The sequence below is a fragment of the Desulfogranum marinum genome (assembly GCF_016918565.1).
In the GTDB taxonomy this organism is placed as follows: domain Bacteria; phylum Desulfobacterota; class Desulfobulbia; order Desulfobulbales; family Desulfobulbaceae; genus Desulfogranum; species Desulfogranum marinum.
On the sequence record NZ_JAFFQD010000067.1, the window covers coordinates 1 to 17,297 of the forward strand.

Annotated in this window: 18 protein-coding genes; 10 read left to right on the top strand and 8 right to left on the bottom strand. The window is 44.9% G+C overall.

Annotated elements, in window-relative coordinates:
- Positions 1 to 169 precede the first annotated feature (169 nt).
- The 6 genes from JWH17_RS21595 to JWH17_RS21620 all read left to right on the top strand — a co-directional run bounded on the left by JWH17_RS21595 (position 170) and on the right by JWH17_RS21620 (position 2,877).
- Positions 170 to 685: a hypothetical protein gene (locus tag JWH17_RS21595; RefSeq protein WP_205224777.1), complete on the top strand. Its 516-nt coding sequence runs from the start codon at positions 170 to 172 to the stop codon at positions 683 to 685.
- Positions 686 to 1,125: 440 nt separating this feature from the next.
- On the top strand, positions 1,126 to 1,533 hold the full coding sequence (locus tag JWH17_RS21600) for a hypothetical protein (protein ID WP_205224778.1): 408 nt from the start codon (positions 1,126 to 1,128) through the stop codon (positions 1,531 to 1,533).
- A gap of 99 nt (positions 1,534 to 1,632) precedes the next feature.
- Positions 1,633 to 2,070, top strand: coding sequence for a site-specific integrase (locus JWH17_RS21605; protein ID WP_205224779.1), 438 nt, complete (start codon positions 1,633 to 1,635; stop codon positions 2,068 to 2,070).
- Positions 2,057 to 2,200 carry a hypothetical protein gene (locus JWH17_RS24745; protein ID WP_205224780.1) on the top strand — a complete coding sequence of 48 codons (144 nt, stop codon included), beginning with the start codon at positions 2,057 to 2,059 and terminating at the stop codon, positions 2,198 to 2,200. Before JWH17_RS21605 ends, JWH17_RS24745 begins: the two co-directional genes overlap by 14 nt.
- Before the next feature lie 29 nt (positions 2,201 to 2,229).
- Complete coding sequence (locus JWH17_RS21615) at positions 2,230 to 2,397, top strand: helix-turn-helix transcriptional regulator (protein WP_205224781.1); 168 nt, start codon at positions 2,230 to 2,232, stop codon at positions 2,395 to 2,397.
- 267 nt (positions 2,398 to 2,664) lie between these two features.
- The gene (locus tag JWH17_RS21620; RefSeq protein WP_205224782.1) at positions 2,665 to 2,877 is read left to right on the top strand and encodes a thermonuclease family protein; all 213 of its coding nucleotides are present in this window, start codon (positions 2,665 to 2,667) and stop codon (positions 2,875 to 2,877) included.
- A gap of 110 nt (positions 2,878 to 2,987) precedes the next feature.
- On the opposite strand, the gene JWH17_RS21625 is transcribed toward JWH17_RS21620, so the two are convergent.
- From JWH17_RS21625 to JWH17_RS21660, 8 genes are all read right to left on the bottom strand, one after another.
- Positions 2,988 to 3,803: a carbon-nitrogen hydrolase family protein gene (locus JWH17_RS21625; RefSeq protein WP_205224783.1), complete on the bottom strand. Its 816-nt coding sequence runs from the start codon at positions 3,801 to 3,803 to the stop codon at positions 2,988 to 2,990.
- Between the two features lie 688 nt (positions 3,804 to 4,491).
- A complete protein-coding gene (locus tag JWH17_RS21630; RefSeq protein WP_205224784.1) occupies positions 4,492 to 5,208 on the bottom strand; it encodes a methyltransferase family protein in 717 nt (238 codons plus the stop codon).
- Between the two features lie 116 nt (positions 5,209 to 5,324).
- Positions 5,325 to 5,855 (bottom strand): diheme cytochrome c, encoded by a 531-nt coding sequence (locus JWH17_RS21635; protein WP_232371249.1) that lies wholly within the window; start codon positions 5,853 to 5,855, stop codon positions 5,325 to 5,327.
- 625 nt (positions 5,856 to 6,480) lie between these two features.
- Positions 6,481 to 6,660, bottom strand: coding sequence for a hypothetical protein (locus JWH17_RS21640; protein ID WP_205224785.1), 180 nt, complete (start codon positions 6,658 to 6,660; stop codon positions 6,481 to 6,483).
- A gap of 548 nt (positions 6,661 to 7,208) precedes the next feature.
- Positions 7,209 to 8,912, bottom strand: coding sequence for a protein adenylyltransferase SelO (locus JWH17_RS21645; RefSeq protein WP_205224786.1), 1,704 nt, complete (start codon positions 8,910 to 8,912; stop codon positions 7,209 to 7,211).
- Between the two features lie 177 nt (positions 8,913 to 9,089).
- A complete protein-coding gene (locus JWH17_RS21650; protein ID WP_205224787.1) occupies positions 9,090 to 10,847 on the bottom strand; it encodes an ABC transporter permease subunit in 1,758 nt (585 codons plus the stop codon).
- Positions 10,844 to 11,848 carry an ABC transporter ATP-binding protein gene (locus tag JWH17_RS21655; protein WP_205224788.1) on the bottom strand — a complete coding sequence of 335 codons (1,005 nt, stop codon included), beginning with the start codon at positions 11,846 to 11,848 and terminating at the stop codon, positions 10,844 to 10,846. The genes JWH17_RS21650 and JWH17_RS21655 overlap by 4 nt, the downstream gene beginning before the upstream one ends.
- Positions 11,849 to 11,910: 62 nt before the next feature.
- Positions 11,911 to 12,882: an ABC transporter substrate-binding protein gene (locus JWH17_RS21660; protein ID WP_369125076.1), complete on the bottom strand. Its 972-nt coding sequence runs from the start codon at positions 12,880 to 12,882 to the stop codon at positions 11,911 to 11,913.
- 279 nt (positions 12,883 to 13,161) lie between these two features.
- Between JWH17_RS21660 and JWH17_RS21665 the strand changes: the two genes are divergently transcribed.
- The 4 genes from JWH17_RS21665 to JWH17_RS21680 all read left to right on the top strand — a co-directional run bounded on the left by JWH17_RS21665 (position 13,162) and on the right by JWH17_RS21680 (position 16,925).
- The gene (locus JWH17_RS21665; RefSeq protein WP_205224790.1) at positions 13,162 to 13,938 is read left to right on the top strand and encodes a DeoR/GlpR family DNA-binding transcription regulator; all 777 of its coding nucleotides are present in this window, start codon (positions 13,162 to 13,164) and stop codon (positions 13,936 to 13,938) included.
- Positions 13,939 to 14,101: 163 nt separating this feature from the next.
- On the top strand, positions 14,102 to 15,454 hold the full coding sequence (locus tag JWH17_RS21670; protein WP_205224791.1) for an ethanolamine ammonia-lyase subunit EutB: 1,353 nt from the start codon (positions 14,102 to 14,104) through the stop codon (positions 15,452 to 15,454).
- A complete protein-coding gene (gene eutC, locus JWH17_RS21675; RefSeq protein ID WP_205224792.1) occupies positions 15,454 to 16,239 on the top strand; it encodes an ethanolamine ammonia-lyase subunit EutC in 786 nt (261 codons plus the stop codon). The genes JWH17_RS21670 and eutC overlap by 1 nt, the downstream gene beginning before the upstream one ends.
- A gap of 41 nt (positions 16,240 to 16,280) precedes the next feature.
- Positions 16,281 to 16,925 (top strand): histidinol phosphate phosphatase domain-containing protein, encoded by a 645-nt coding sequence (locus tag JWH17_RS21680; RefSeq protein ID WP_205224793.1) that lies wholly within the window; start codon positions 16,281 to 16,283, stop codon positions 16,923 to 16,925.
- The last annotated feature ends 372 nt before the right edge of the window (positions 16,926 to 17,297 follow it).

A 17,297-nucleotide genomic window follows, 5' to 3' on the forward strand; every position in this document is an offset into this window, starting at 1 on the left:
ACCTCCGCCACGGATTGCAGCAGACAAAGCGGCCTGTAAAAAAGCCGTGTAGTGCCGACCTAAAATTGTCGATTATGGAAAAACAGCAAGTTACACGTCCACATGGTCGCGAATTGCGAAAGTCGGGCTAAAAGAAGCAGGGTTCCCTGTAGATGAAAATTACGATAAAATGACAGAGCAGCTTGCACCACTCATTCAGGTGTATTTTGAGGATCTTCACTCTGCGATTCCAAATAGTTTGGATGAAAAATTTCAAGCTTCATTTGATAGCTCACTTGAAGCTTTAGCGAAAGATAATCCGGTTCTTGCGTATAAGTTGAAGGGACGGCAATGTTTGGAGAAAGTATCTCAAGCGGTAAAATCTTACACGGGTGATTTGGAAGTACAACCAGGTGTTACTGATAATGAACTTACAGGATCGGTGGTTAAAGATGAAATCGTTGTATCAGCAAATACCGCGTATGCAGAGATTTTAGATGAAGTTAATGCTGACATTCTCAATGTCGCGCGTGTTTGTGGACCACTGACGTATTGGAATTGCAGAAAAGCCATAAAGAAAAAGGTTGAGCTGAATGATGATTTTTCTGAATTTGGCTTGGACGAACAGTTTTCCTCCTACATGACTAAAATTATAGCGGAGGTAAAAAAGAATGCAGTCAACATTGTTACCACGTCAGCTACTTAGCCTATCAGCTTTTTGAAAAGGGCTAAATGCAAGGTATGTTTTTGTGCGTTGGGCGCCGGTTGGCATTTGCTGATAGGTTATACAGCTCTTTCAAGTCTGATTTTTTACCTGAGCATATAGTTCAAAAGTCATACGGAATGCCCTTTTTTACGTCAGGATAGTTCACACCCAGTCGCTGCACAAAGCGGGTACAGTTGCGGGTACGAAGTTGAAATTGGAAAAATATATGTTTCTTATGTGTTTGTAAATCTGTTTTAATATGGCTGGATAGTGGCTCCGACCTCAACCAAAATTATAAGGCCTTATCCCCGTAATACTGGGGTAAGGCCTTTTTTTGTGCTTTTTGCCATTTTCATGCCGCTTGCCATCTTTTGCTTTTTTATGCTATCTTTTTATAAAAAAGTGGAACAAAAGTGGAACAGAAAAAATAATTGGCATCGATGGCACGGATCACAAAACGGAAAAATAAAAAGGGCTGGAGTTATACCGCCACTGTTCGCATGAAAGGGCATCCCTCTGTAAGCCGGACATTTGATACCAAAGGCGAGGCCATGGTATGGGCAGCAGGGACAGAAGAGATTATTAAAGCAAAAAAATACAATGACCCGCGTCTTGCTTTGAAAATCTCATTTGGTGAGGCTATCGAGAAGTATCTCAAAACAATTTCGAGTAGAAAAGCGACGACCACACACATGAGGGAAAAGGCATCTGCTAAGCAATTAGTGGATCAGATTGGGCGTGATACACCATTGGGTGCAATTTCTGCTGCTATTGTTGCTGACTACAGAGATACAAGGATGCAAATAGTTTCGGCATATTCAGTTCGGCTGGAGCAGGCGTTGTTGTGACATTTATTCTTCAAAGCTCGGAAAGAGTGGGGAATCCCAGTTGATAATCCTGTAGAGGACATTGAGAGACCTACACCTCCAAAAGGGAGAACCAGGTTTTTGACGGAAGACGAGGCAATCAGATTATTGAGCGCCTGTCGGAAATCGAGAAATAAAATTTTATACGCATATATCCTTACTCTCCTGCATACCGGTATGCGAGCCTCTGAGGCAGCTGGGTTGCGTTGGAATCAAATCGACTGTGGGAAAAGGACAATATTTTTGCAGGCTACGAAAAATAGTGACTCTCGCTGGGTACCCTTAACCAAGGAACTTGCAAAGGAACTCTCCAATTTAAGCACGCTCACAGAGGCTGAGGGTAATAAACTGGTTTTTTTAAAAGAAGATCAGCTACAGGCTCCTCGTGTTAAAGCACGGCCTGGAATTCGATTCAGGGAGGCATTCAACCATGCCAAGCAGAGAGCTGGCCTACCGGACATTCACATGCATGATCTTTCGACATACGGCAGCAAGCCATTTGATAATGGCAGGAGTTGATATTCGTACTCTCGCTGATATTTTAGGCCACCGAACTTTACAGATGGTGCAGCGGTACACGCACCTATTGCACGACCACAAGCTTACAGCTATCGATAAAATTGGCTCTTTGGGCAAAAGACAAGAGTAAATAGATGTACCACCAAAGGAGATAATGTCATGACAGTAAATTATAGGATTATAAGGCTGCCAGATGTGACAAATCTTCCCAAGATATCTAGGTCCAATATCTATGAACTTATCAAGAAAGGTAAATTTCCCAAGCAAATTAATCTTGGTGCTCGGGCTGTTGGGTGGGTGGAATCGGAAGTCCAAGAATGGATTTAACAACGCATTTCAGAACGAGATCAAAGCTAATTTATGTGAATCCTAAGTGGCTTTGTGTTGGTTGAACCGAATATAAGAGAACCTTTTCTGTATGGATGTGCGGGCTATGTCTGGTCGAAGAACAAAGGGCCGTTTTATAAGTGATAAGTTGAAACCTTGGCATATAATTCTGTTGGCAGCCTTGGTCATTGGCTTGTTTAGTGTGCAATGGTGGTTGAACGAAAGGAAGACCGTTGAGGAATATCCAGAAGTGATTGAACAATCTCAATGAGTAAGCGTGCTGTTTTTCCATTATTAATTGGGTTGCTATTCCTGCTGCCACTACCCGCCTTCGCCTGGACTGGTAAAGTAATTGGCGTGGCTGGGGGGAGGGGAGACACCATTAAAGTGCAACATGGCAATCAGCAGGTCAAGATCCGCCTCTACGGCATCGATACACCTGAGAAGAAACAAGCCTACGGCAACCAGGCAAAAAGCTGACTAATAAGCTGGTGCGTGCGAATAATGTCAACATTTACATGATCGATACAGATCGGTATGGCCGTACTGTTGGATTGGTAAATGCACAATACAAAGAGGAGTCTAAAGCATCAGATGAGGCGACGATCTTTTAAGGCTGGCAGTCGCAGGCGTATCAGTTGCAGGTGATGAGATGATATTTCTGCGATAACCACCCCTGGACCCTCTGAGCGGCGCGCTAAAACATCACCCCACGGATCAACAATCATGCTGTCCCCATAGGTGCGGCGTCCCGATGGGTGATGGCCTCCCTGGGCAGCTGCAATTAAGTAACACTGGTTTTCGATAGCTCGGGCCCTGAGCAGTACCTCCCAATGTGCAAGGCCGGTGGGGTATGTGAATGCAGCCGGCAGCACTATCAGGTCCACCTCTCCCATTGCCCGGAAAAGTTCAGGAAAACGAAGGTCATAGCAGACAGACAGACCAACCCGTCTACCCTCTGCCACAAAGGTGACCACCTTATCGCCGGCCTCGACGGTTGCAGATTCGTCATGCCGCTCCAGTCCGTTATCAAACCCGAATAAATGGATTTTGTCGTAGCGGGCTATACGCTCTCCCAATGGGGAATAGACCAGACAAACATTGCGTATTTTGCCAGGGCAGCCTGAGATGAGTGGCACCGTACCTCCGACGAGCCAGATCCCATGCTGTTTCGCAGAAGCTACAAGGAAATCCTGGATCGGACCAACACCATCGTCCTCCGCGACTTGTATTTTGTCATGCTCGTTTTTGCTCATTATGGCAAAATTCTCGGGCAATACGATCAGGCGCGCACCCCGGGCTACAGCCTCTGCTACAAGGCGCCCTGCCTGCACAAGATTTTCGGATACATCTGGAACCGATATCATCTGTACCGCCGCGACGCGGTATGAAGTCTCTGCAATCATGCGCCCCCCTTATCCTCCTTTACTCTTGAAAGGTTTTATCGGCTGCTACTCACGAATCAGCGTACAAAATGGTTATGAAATAGAAAATGATCTTCGACGTAGCTAGCGATGGAAAAATAACTGTGATCTTATCCCTCCTCCACGTGGGGACTAGAAACGGGACATGCTACGCGAGTGCCAGCTGACTTGCAAGCCGCTGGGCTCAGGCCTTGATGACAAAGTTCTGGTCGGTATAGGTCAGTCCAGATAGCCTCAAGATGAGCGTAAGTCTTCCAAAACGTTGATCGTTCCCACACCTTCTATAATAAAACTCACCAAAACTATGTGTTCACAGTAGAGGGAAATTGGGTGCGAGATACTTTCACAGTTGGCTTGTCATGGCAACCTAAAATCAAATTTCTCTGCACAATACGAAAGTAATCATTCATCCGTTATGATCAAAATGAAGCAACAACAGTTTATGGATTCTCTGGAAAAATCAATAACTTTAGATGCTCTATTTTGGATGAGTTTCAGGCGTATGGTCACGCTTTAATGGTACAGGAACAAGGTCAGCTAGAGGTAATAGTAAGATTTTCAGACCTTCAATGTGGCAATGTTAACGATCAAGCTGTGCGGCGCAAACGAGGCGCAGCGTGGTTTGTTTCCGAACGAGCGCCTTCTTAGGCGCTGCTATCTGGTCGCATCTTCAGTAAATCCCCGTAATCAAACGATAGCGTATGCGTCGCGCATAATCGCGATAGCCCGGCAATTCGTCCTGTAGAGTCTGGTCCTCTAGCGCCGTTCTAATCACCGCGATGATTAGCGCAAGCGCTGCCGGAATAAGTGTCCACGTCGAGCTTAAGGCCAGCACAATACCCGGGAGTGCCAACATATTTCCAGCATAGCCAGGATGTCGCACAATCCGATAGGGACCACTGTCACACACCACATGTCCTCGATCCACCTGAATACGCACCACGCTGGAGAAAAAGCGATTCTCTATCAATGCCCACGCAGCGAAAGCGTATCCGAGCGAGATCAAGAGGAAGCCGAGCACGATGAGCCACAATGGAAACAGGGGTGACCAGCCAAAGCGATGATCCAGCCCGGCAACAATGACCAGTGGAAAACTCACACTCAACGCCATCAGTGGAGCAAGCACTTTGTCCCAGGCTTTCGCATTTTGGACCTTCTCCATATTTTGTCTTTCGGCTGTTAATCCGGGATGCCGCCGTTCCGCCCACATGCGCCCACCAATACCAGCGGCCAAGATAAGCATGGAATATAGCCAGGCCTGCCACCAACCGAGGTCGCCACCGCATATAAATAAAATTAGCGGGATTAGGAGATACACCACAACTAATCTGAACCACTGGCGAGGTGATGCTGTTTGATCTACCTTTGAATCACCTGTCGATGACATGCCATTCCCTCAAATCATATGACTTTTATTGAGCGCCTAACCTAAGTTCACCGGCGAGCTTCAGCCAGTCCAGTGGGGCGTAGTGAAGCGTGGTGAAGCGGCTTGATATGTGGTTTTTATTTCGGTATTTTTACATTGTCGTCGTCATAATCACCTTGTTCAGCTGTTGTATGACAAGCAATACAATTTGATCTTGAACCAACTGAAGGCCTGCCAAAAACGGTTGAACTCAATTCATGATGTTTCTCTTTTATGTATGGAGTTTCTGTTATTCTAAGAGGAGCTTGGCCATTAAGGCTTTTCAATATTTTTCTTGCTCTTTTGGATGATGAATTTTCAGCAGCATTTTCTGTTAAGTATTTTTCAATTTCATTTAAATATTTTTCTTCTATGGAAACCTCTTTATCAAAATGGGCAGGCAAAGTATTTATAATTTTTTCCCAGGAAACAGCAGGAAGCAAACCTGGGTGATAGTTGAAATGACAAGCACTACATTCTTGCTTGTAAATTTCATTGGTAATGGAAGAAAACGATTCTCTCTCGTATTTCTCTTTTTTGTGTTTGTCTGCAAAGGCAGGGGAGATACAGAGCGCTAATAAAACGAAGTAGCCAGCAAGTAATTGCATAAATCTGAATGTAATCTTCATGTTGCCCTCCATAAATGGGATGTCTGCCTTTTTATCAATACACAACAAGTTATTATCCAGAAACTCGATATCATTCAAATCAATGACTGGCGAGGCATCTATTCCCTGATAAACTTATACATTCTGAATGGATACCATACAGTAGTTTCATAAAATCCGGTTTCCTCATATCATTCAGTCTATGCTATTCATGGAGCTATTGGCAATCTAAACCGCTTTGCCAATTCGGCTGATTTAGCTTTTTCCTGTCAGGTGTCACGAAGAGGGATTGGGAAAAACCGCCGTATTTTAAATCAGCAGCAAATTTATCGAGGACATCTATGATAAGCGACGAAGGTTTGGTGGCAAGCCTGGTGGGGGGCAACTCATTTACATGTGCTATTAACGTAAATCCCGCAAGAGGACCTCGCAAAACCTGCACTATATTGGGCTAAGAGCTCAGTGATCCTACTTTGGGAGCAGGTACGGCAATTTTTTTTGTTCAATCTGTTAATCCCAAGATCGATGCTCAGCAGCCGAAATTTTCTAAAACAGAATCATCCCCCCGCTCCACAACTATAAACAACAACGCCCTCTGTAAAAAAATACCAGAGGGCGCAGTGAGGGGAATTATAGGGTAATCATGCTACCAGCTGTCACCTAAAACAAGGTTTAGATTCATACAACTGTTTTGTTCATTTTCGGAGAGATCTTCTTTATTTGTTACCTTACGATCTCTATCAATGTAGCAAGAGTATTGTGCACGATTTTTATCCCTTACCCATACCATTCTATTGAATTCTTGAGAAATAATTTGACCTTGCATAACATCCTCCGTTTATATTCAAAAATAATTTTTATATTGGGTCTTGATCCTATCTTTTGAGTACAGCCACTAGGCAGCGAGAAATTCATCTTAAGTGCTACTCTACTGCTTCATCGCTTCTATAATTAATAGAGTAAGGCTGTTGACATACAATTCAACGGGAGATGAATAGTAAAAAAATAATAGTAAAAACTATCACGATAGAGTTTGTTCTCCACCGAGAAAAAATCAAACAGGGAAAGACCACGGTAAACGGTAAGGTAAAGAGTTGATGGCAAGCGTGGCGGTGGTTTTAAGGTGAATACTGCAAAGAGCACCTCGCAAAGCCGGCACTATAGTGGGCTAAAAATTCACTTTTCCTACCTTGGGAGTAAGTACGGTCAGGCTAACACTCCCTCCAGGTGATACCCTCACGAGAATAAGGCCAAATAAAGCCACTGGTAAGATTTTCAGACCTTTGATATGGTAACAATAAAGTGGCGGATCAGGCACGTTAGCTGTGACCAGCAGGACAAACCTGATTTTAATTTTTCATTTTTTATTCAAAATCAAGATGAACAGCTATAGTGCGACACGCCACCAACGTTAAAAAACGCCCTAGGCTTTAGACGATAGTATTTATCCTCTACTTCTTGTGATTGCTCATCATATGGGTAGCTAAGTACTTCCTGCAACTCTCTAACTAAAGTGTAGTCGCCCTGCATGGCCTGTTGGTAGGCGGGGACGATCAACCACTCTCGCCATGCGTATTTTGGGTTAGTCTGTTTCATACTTGCTGATATCTCAGCCAAGTTGCCGTCTTTAAAGACGAGATCGCGCCAGCTTGTCAGCCAAGCTTGCCATTGCTCATCGAGTTGTTGTGAAGTTTTAACGTAGAAGCTCTTTTTCAATGCTGAAACATCCGCTGGTATATGGGATAACTCACGGAAGAAAATGGTGTAATCTACCTCTGAGTGGATCATTAACTGCATTAATTTTTTTAATAGCTTCGGGTTATGTTCAGTCAAGCCAAGTTTGGCCGCCCACATTTTTTGGATTTGTTTTTGCATTGCTTCTGCAAAGCCATGGCGCACTTGGTCGAAATGTTCTAAAGCTTCAGTATCTTCTGCGAGTAACGGTCTCACAGCTGTCCAAAACATATGGTAATTCGCTTCCGCTGCGATTGGCTGATTAAAGAATGAAAAGTGTTCGCCGCCGCCAGTCCAAGGTTGAAACTCAGGGTCAAATACTTCACAGAATCCAAAAGGTCCATAGTCGAGGGTAAAGCCACCTGCAGCGCAGTTGTCACTGTTGTAATTACCCTGGCAGTAACCAACCCGTTGCCAATTGGCCACCAGTGAAGTAAGACGCCGGCGAAATTGCTTAGCCAACTCAACCAATTGATCTGCAAAAACAAGGTGTTGATTAATGTTGCTTTTGTATTCTCGCTCAATTAAATGCGAAACAATCATGCGCAACTCTTCTAGTGCTCCCGGATGAGCATTGCTGCGAGCGCGGCGGGCAAACAACTCCAGCTGACCAACGCGCAAAAAGGATGGTGCAACGCGAGTTGAAATCGCCACAGGATTGTCCACCAAGATATCAGGATCGGTGGAGTGGGAGTCTTGAGAATACCAAGGCCGGGTAACGGTCTCAGATTTAGAAACATACAGTGTTAAAGAGCGCGATGTTGGAACACCTAAAGCCTGCATATATTCTTGCGCTAGAAATTCACGCACACTTGAACGTAGTACTGCGCGTCCGTCGGCACCACGGCAATAAGGCGTTGTGCCGCCACCTTTTAATTGCATTTCCCAGCGCTGCCCATTGAGTATTCCTTCAAATACAGATATCGCCCGACCATCACCATAACCATTGCCGGTACCAAATGGACATTGCTGGGTATATTCGGTGCCATAAATCGACAATGCATAGCCAGTCGCCCAGCCAACCTGACGCATAGGCTCATGCGTAGCAGAGAGATCACCAGAGAATACCCGGCGAAATTGTACATTAAGCGCCAGTTCGTCGCTTAGCCCAAGTTCATTAAAAAAAGTGCTGCTATGGGTTACATATTCCGGTTCTGCAAGCGGCGTGGGTTTCACAGGTACGAAATGACCGGAAAAAACCTGACGGGCACAGTGATCATCACCATCTCCGGTGGCATCAGGGTCGGCATTCAAGGTATCCATCAGAGAATAATCAGCTAATCGAACAAACTCATCGAAGGTCGTTACGCAGGGCTCAGCAGATGGTTTAGATATATATGACATTGTTGCAAACACCTTTCGCTAAGGGGAGCGCGAAATTTGCGCTTTTTCAAAAGGATAAACAGTAGGCATCTACATTCTACAATTTACGGCCTTATTGCGAGATGTAACCTGACAATGTTAACAAAAAATAAGCTGTTGATATTTACACAGTTCCGGGGATCAACTCAAATTCAAAGGCTACGTACTTGACCAACAGTATGTCCGATCGACCATCCTTGCAAGTCCCCTTTTCTCTATTCCTTGTTGATCGCTACTTGCCTCTTTTCCGGCGCCACTTATTGAATAGAGGTAAATGAGTGAGTTCATCAAGCCCATCGCAAGAATCACAGTAATCATGATACAGGTTGAGAAAGCTGCCGCCTGAGACGTGAATCCAGCCTCGTCGAGTCTCATCACTGAGACTGCGGCTACGCTTACTTTTGATGAAATAAGAAAAATAACAGCTGAAAGAGTTACCATGGATCGCATGAAGATAAAAAAGAAGACAGATATTATGGTTGGCCCCATAAATGGCAAAACAGCATCGCGAAGAATTCTTACATTTCCGCCGCCAAAACAGGAGACCGTCTCCTCTAAAGCAGGAGGCACTGCGCGGACCCCTGTTATCATGGTCAGGAAACCTTGTGAATGGTAGTGATAAAAATTACAGAGAGCTATCAAAAAACTACTGCCATACAGCATCCCCAGCATATTATCACTCACATTAAAGGCAAGAACATATGAAATACCTAAAACCAGCCCTGGAACACCCACTGGCAGGACAGCCAGCAGATAGACTAGCTTTGCCAATTTTGGAGGAATTCTTTTCATGCTAAAGGCCAGGGCAAACAGGAAAACAACCCCAAGAACTGCGGCTTCAACAGAAACCAGCAAAGATGTCCAAAGAGGCGTATATCCACCACTAAGCGTTATATTGTAGTTAGCGAGGGTAAATGTCATGCGGTAAGGCCACAGTTTTATAAAACTTGCCATGATTACCGTCATTACAACAAGCACGGCTATTGATGCAATGGTATGGACAAACACTCCAAGCGGCACATCTCGTTTTGCATAAAAGTTCGTCGATACAGGTATGGCACTTTCAGAGGAACCTCCAAATTGTTTTTGTGAGGCAACCCTTTCAATATAGACTGCAATCAAGGTCGGCAAAAGAAGAAGGATTCCAATCACTGCGCCCATCCCAAAATTCATCTGGCCCACAACCTGGCTGTAAATTTCCGTAGCCAGAACTTTATAATTGCCGCCAATCACAGCGGCATTACCAAAATCGGTTATGGTGACTGTGAAAACTACAAAACCGGCACTTAGAATACCAAACTTTGCATTTGGCAGGGTAATATCAAAAAACTGCTTCCACTTGGAAGCGCCAAGAATCTCCGCAGCTTCATAATACCGTGCGTCAGATTGGCGCAGTGCAGCCTCGATTATCAGTATCGCCTGGGGCAAGCCATACAAAATATTTGCAATGAGCAACCCCCAGAAGCCATAAATTTCAATATCCCACCCCGTCCACTTGTGCACTAAACCATTTCTTCCAAGCAAAAACAAAAGACCAAGTGCCTGAACAAGGGACGGGGCAAGTAATGGCAGCGATAGAGCGCCTTTTAGGTATCGTTTTCCTCCAATCCCGGATCGCTGCAGGGCAAAAGCTACCGCAAAACCAAAAAACAGGCAAAAGGCAGTAGTGCTGACACTGAGTACCATACTATTGCAAACGGCCTTTACAATGCCTGGAGACTTAAGGACATTTATGTAGTTTGCTATACCGTAGGTGCCATCGGCTAGTTGCAAGCTCTTTCCTGCCACCAAAAATAACGGGTAGCAAAAGAATATACATAAACCAATCAATGGAAAAAAAACTGCTGAGGTGACCAGCAACTTATCGCCGACAAGCTGACTGTTTTTAAACCATTGTTGTGCCACCGCGCTGCTCATACTTTCACCCACCTGCCACATCCATCTGCTACAGTAACATGAATAGAAGAAGCCTCTGTAAATTTTGGATAGCCCTGCATTTCAACAACCACATCTTCTCCATACCAGTCCAGAGTTACCCTGCTCAAATTCCCCAAGTATTGCATGTCCTTAATCTCGGCCCCTCCCTTTTGGTCATCAACAACCAATTGCTCTGGACGAACTGCAAACTCAAAGTCACCCTCTTTTCCCCCTGGCCTCGAGTCCATCATCTGTGGTAAATTTTTTCGAATCCAGGCAGTAGGTAAAATATTGCTCACTCCAACAAAATCTGCAACAAACCGAGTTGCCGGCTCTGCATATAATTCTCGAGGCGTACCAATCTGCTCAATACGGCCATCCTTCATGCAGATAATCTTATCAGCCATGGTCAAAGCCTCTTCCTGGTCGTGAGTAACCATGATTGTCGGTATTCCAAGACGTTGCTGCATCTCACGAATCTCAAAACGCATCTCTGCCCTCACCCTGGCATCAAGAGCTGAAAGAGGTTCATCAAGAAGCAACAATGTGGGCTCTACAGCAAGTGCCCGAGCAATGGCTACGCGCTGTTGCTGACCTCCGGATAATTGATGGGGATATCTATCAGCTAAATCAGGTAATTTAATGAGTTCGAGGAGCGTTGCTACCCTTTCACTTATTTCTTTTTTGTCAACTTTTTGTACCTTGAGCCCGTATCCCACATTTTCTTTCACCGTCATATTTGGAAAAAGCGAGTACGATTGAAAGACAAGACCAAACCCTCTGTCACGAGCTGCAATTTCGACCAGGTCATTACCTCCAAGCCTCATGACTCCACCGTCAAAGTCAAGCAGCCCTGCAATAATTCGCAGTAGCGTGGTTTTCCCGCAACCACTCGGCCCTAAAAGACAGACGAACTCATTTTCACCCACCTCCATGCTGATACGGTCCAAGGCAACAAAACCGCTGAACGTTTTGTACAGGTTTTCAATTGACAGTTTCATTTTTTAATACTTACCAGGCTCAAGGTGCATTGTTTTACATATTGATTGTTTTCTGCTGGACATTATTTCGTAGTGGTTGCGCTCCACTTTTTTAATATCTCTGGTCTTTCCTTAGCAGATTTTGCAAAATCTACGGGATAGAGGACTTCTGATAGATTTTCCGGGAGGCCTGCGGCTGTTGCCATTTCTGAAGGTTTTGATCCAGGAATTGTTATAATTGCCTTGTATTTGGTGTATAATTCCGCAGCTTCTTGCGAAAGGGTCCAGTCCAGGAATTTTTTAGCATCTTCCTTGTTCTTTGACCCAGCCAAAAGGCCTGAAGCCTCGAGCTCGTAACCTGCCCAATCAGAAGGAATTACCATAGAAACGGGGTATCCCATTTCCACAGATTTCATTGCAACAAAGGAAAGGGAAGCACCTATTGCATACTCGCCTGCTCGTGCCATCTTACATGGCTTGGAGCCGGATGATGTATACTGCGCCATGTTATCATCCATTTCATCTATGAGTTTCCAGCCAGCCTCCTCACCAGCCCCTTGTATGATTGCTGCGACTTGAAGATACCCTGTACCCGATGATGCCGGGTTGGGCATGACAACCTCACCTTTGTAGACAGGGTTAGTCAAATCAGACCACGACTTTGGCATTGGAAGCTTTTTAGACTCTAAAACAGCAGTATTAACGCAAAGAGCGCCCATGTATCCAGTGGCTGCAAACCAGGAATCATCTTCAGCCCGATACTGGGCAGGCAAAGACTCTGAGTTTACAGCTTTATATGGTTCGAGCTGTGAAAGAATTTTTTTATCAGCCATATTTGTTACTGCAAAACCCCAGATAACATCTGCTTGTGGATTTGCAGACTCGGCAATTACCCTTGCACCAAGATCTCCTGTTGAAAGACGGAGCACATTTATCTCGATATCCGGTAATGATTTTTTAGCCACTGCAAGATAATCTGCTATCTCGTCTTCCTCCAAAGCGCTGTACACTGTGATTTCTCCAGCCTGCACCTGAGAACAAAAAGCCAAGCCCATAAAGATACCCGTGGCCAATATTTTTACATTTTGCATATTGAAAGCCCTCATCTTACCCTCCATTGGTATTTAGTTTCCTAGAATTTGATTACATCCCGTGTGACATTTTGCCCACTTTTGCACTTTTGTGGTTTTTTGTCTATCATTTTTTTTCATATTTGTGTAATTACTTTTACAGAGTAGAATTCAGAGAAACTGGTTAAAAATTTATTACAATTTTGTTTTTTGCAGCTGAGCAGCATCTGCCACTCCCCACAAAGAAATTACGGTACAGGATACATGTGGAAAGAAGAGCGATTCCAGAAAATACGAACTCTTTTGCAAACCTATGGCAGGGTCACCATAAAAAGAGCGGCTGAAGATTTGGACGCATCAAGAGAAACCATCAGAAGAGATTTCTCTGAAATGGAACAACTTGGTGAATTAAAAAAAATAAGAGGCGGAGCGATCGCTCTTGACCCAGAGCACGAGCCACCGATAACCTTAAGAAATAACGAACAAAGGAAAGAGAAAAAAGCTATTGCAAAAGCAGTGGCTTCACGAATTAAAAGTGGCCACACCTTGTTTATTGATGCCGGCAGCACCACCTCGATACTGGCAGAAGAGTTGGCAAAAACAACTGGGATTACAGTAATAACAAACTCGCTTTTCGTCGCCCAAAGACTCTCAGTTGAAAAATGCCGACTTGCAAATTCTATTACGACGATTCTCCTCGGCGGAATGCTACACGACTCTCTCCCGGCAACCTTTGGTGAAAAGACAATAGCTGAAATTTTTCGTCACCATGCAGATATAGCACTCCTCTCACCGGTCGGCCTGGATGCCCACTACGGTGCGACAAGTTTCGACCCCGCTGAAGCAGAAATCGCCAGAGCGATGATTGATAATAGCAAGCTGTCTTACTTACTGGCAGACTCAACAAAACTCGGTCGAACCAGCCGTGTGGGATTTTGCCCAACAGAAAATATTGATGTTTTATTTACTGACAAAAAGGCTAGAAAAAGTATGGAATTATTAAAAATTAAGGATCGAATCGAAGATGTGGTTTTAGCATAAATGCGTTGCAGACAGAGGAAAGTGACACTTTTTGAATAAACGCCGGCAACCATATCGCAAATATTAAGGGGGTAATCACTCTCAAACCACAGCCCTCATAATTACAATAAATAAAAGAACCACTACTCCTAAACGCTTCGATATAACTTATGAAGAGTACTCCATGAAAAAGATGTCTCTAAAAAAGCTGTTAGCAAAAGCCTCACCTCTTCGGTCCGGCGATGTTCTTGCCGGTATAGCTGCAGAAAATGAAGAAGACCGGGTAACCGCACAAATGGCTCTAGCTGACACGCCCTTACAACGATTTTTAAGTGAGCCTATTATCCCTTATGAAGAAGATGAGGTATCCCGCTTAATACTTGACGAACATGACAATGTGGCATTTCAAACGGTCAGTTCATTTACGGTTGGAGAATTCAGAGACTGGCTACTGACCGATCAGGCAGACAGCCAAACGATTGCGAGATTATCGCCAGGCCTAACGCCGGAAATGGTTGCAGCGGTCTCAAAACTCATGCGCATACAGGACCTTATTCAGGTTGCTTCAAAATGTAACGTCATAACAGCTTTCAGGAATACCATCGGGCTTCCTAATACTTTTTCGGTCAGGTTGCAGCCAAACCATCCCACAGATAACTTGAACGGCATCGTAGCATCTATCCTGGACGGGCTATGCTACGGATGTGGCGATGCAGTGATAGGCATCAACCCAGCCACAGATAGCGTTGCCAATATCAAGCAGTTACTATTTATGCTTGATGACCTGATAACCCAATACAAAATCCCCACCCAGAGCTGTATTCTAACCCATGTTACTACCACTATTGAAGCTATCGAAGCAGGTGCACCTGTGGATCTCTGCTTTCAGTCGATTGCAGGAACAGAAAAAGCCAATAAAAGTTTCGGCATAACTCTTGATCTACTCAAACAGGGTATGGACGCAACCCTGAGCCAGAATCGCGGTACAATCGGCACGAATGTTATGTATTTCGAAACGGGACAAGGGAGTGCCCTTTCTGCAGATGCGCATCACGGAGTTGACCAACAGACACTGGAAGCAAGGGCATATGGCGTTGCAAGGAAATACAAACCGTTACTTATCAACACCGTTGTCGGTTTTATAGGTCCTGAATATCTTTACAACGGCAAACAAATCCAAAGAGCAGGGCTGGAAGATCATTTTTGCGGAAAATTATTGGGCCTGCCCATGGGGGTTGATATTTGCTACACCAATCATGCTGAAGCCGACCAGGACGACATGGACATACTTCTTACTCTGCTTGGCAATGCAGGGTGCAACTTTATCATGGGCATCCCTGGCGCTGATGACATCATGTTGAACTATCAATCAACATCATTTCATGATGCAGCATATATCCGCAACCTGCTCAACCTGGCTCCTGCTCCGGAATTCGCCGCATGGTTGGAGGGCATGTCTATTTTTAATCACCAAGGCAAACTGCAATCCATTCAAAATGGGAATACGCTATTGCGGTTGACCTCGGAGGCCTTTTGATGAGTAAAAACAAACTAATAATCACTCAGGATCCCTGGGAAAAGTTACGGCAGTATACCGACGCCCGAATTGCCCTCGGAAGGGCTGGCATCAGCCTCCCTTTAAAGGAGTATCTAAGGTTCAAGCTTGCCCATGCAAGAGCAAGAGATGCCGTGTATCAGCCTGTTCAAACGGGTGACATCCTTTCGTCGTTGGAGACTGATAAAAGAAATGTGCTGTTACTACACTCCATGGCCCCTACCAGGATGGAATACCTTACCAGGCCTGATATGGGGAGGGTGCTCAACCACACATCCAGAGATTTATTGTGTAGCGAGAAGAGCGGTTTTGATCTTTGTATTGTTATCTGCGATGGCTTGTCCGCCCCTGCTGTAAATGCAACAGCAGCAGCGGTAACCAACGGATTAATAAAGCTCGTTGACCAGACAACACTAAGCGCTTCCCCTGTTTGTATGGTTACCAACGGGCGTGTTGCTATCGGAGATGAGATCGGCTCTCTATTAAAGGCAAAAATGGTCGTGATGCTTATAGGGGAAAGACCGGGGTTGAGTTCGCCAAATTCACTTGGCGCATATATTACCTGCAAGCCAAAACCTGGTACAACCGATGAAGCTCGAAACTGCATTTCAAACATTAGACATGGTGGAATGACCGTTTCAAAAGCAGTCAGAAAGATAGCGTATCTTGTTGAGGAGGGTTTCAGGATTGGCGAGACTGGGGTCGGGGTAAAAGATAAAATGAATGATGGATACACGCCATTACTTAGCTTTAGAACCGATTACTAGCAGTTTATTTTACAAGATTCCCGTCCTAAAAGGATAACAACATGATAGACCTTCACACTCACACATTATTCAGTGATGGCGCCTTTGTTCCATCAGAGCACCTACGGAGAGTTGAGGCGCTTGGCTACGAGGCTATTGCCATAACAGACCATGCAGACTCCTCAAATTTACATATACTGATCCCAAATATCGCCCTGGCTGCTGCTGACCTCAATCCCGTCACAAAAACCAGGCTCATAGTCGGTGTTGAGTTGACTCATGTTCCACCATCGTTAATCAAGCCATTGACAAAAAAAGCCCGCGAACTAGGCGCTCAACTGGTGGTCGTACATGGGGAAACGCCTGTGGAGCCGGTCCTCGCCGGCACAAACAGGGCAGCGATTGAGGCTGGAGTTGACATCTTGGCTCACCCTGGCTTTATAAATGAAGAGGATGCCGGACTTGCGGCTGCAAACAATATCTACCTAGAGCTCTCAGGTCGGAAAGGGCACAGCCTGACTAATGGTTATGTCGCCAAGATGGCCGCAAAGACGGGAGCCCCACTGGTCCTTAATGCCGACGCACATAATTCGGGTGACTTCCTTTCTGCTGAAATGGCAGAAACTGTTGCTCTCGGTGCCGGCATCAGCAAGAAAGAATACCAAAAGATCCGTCAAAACATGAAAGATATTGTCAGCAGGGTTTAAATGGTAAAGTTGCCTGTATGATGATTTACTACGCCCTGCTAATCGGAGGTCGCAATCGAACCGACACTGGTGCAAGGCCCGCTGGATTGAGTCCAGCGATAAAAACAACACAACCGCTTGACATTAAACACATTAACCAGTTTGTTTTTTTGATTTGTTCCAATTTCGTTCCATTTCTTCTCTGGTTAGCTCCACATTTTAACCAAGGACTCGTAAGTTCAAAGTGTACCGGTTGCCGTCCTTGATATCTAGTGTCTGTCCATAAATAGCAATTTTTTCAAAGGCGGCCGCAGCCAGTCGCATCAGCGAACACAATCGGTTCATAGGGCAAGCAAACTTTTGCTATCCTTTTCAGCTTGTCATTTGAAAATT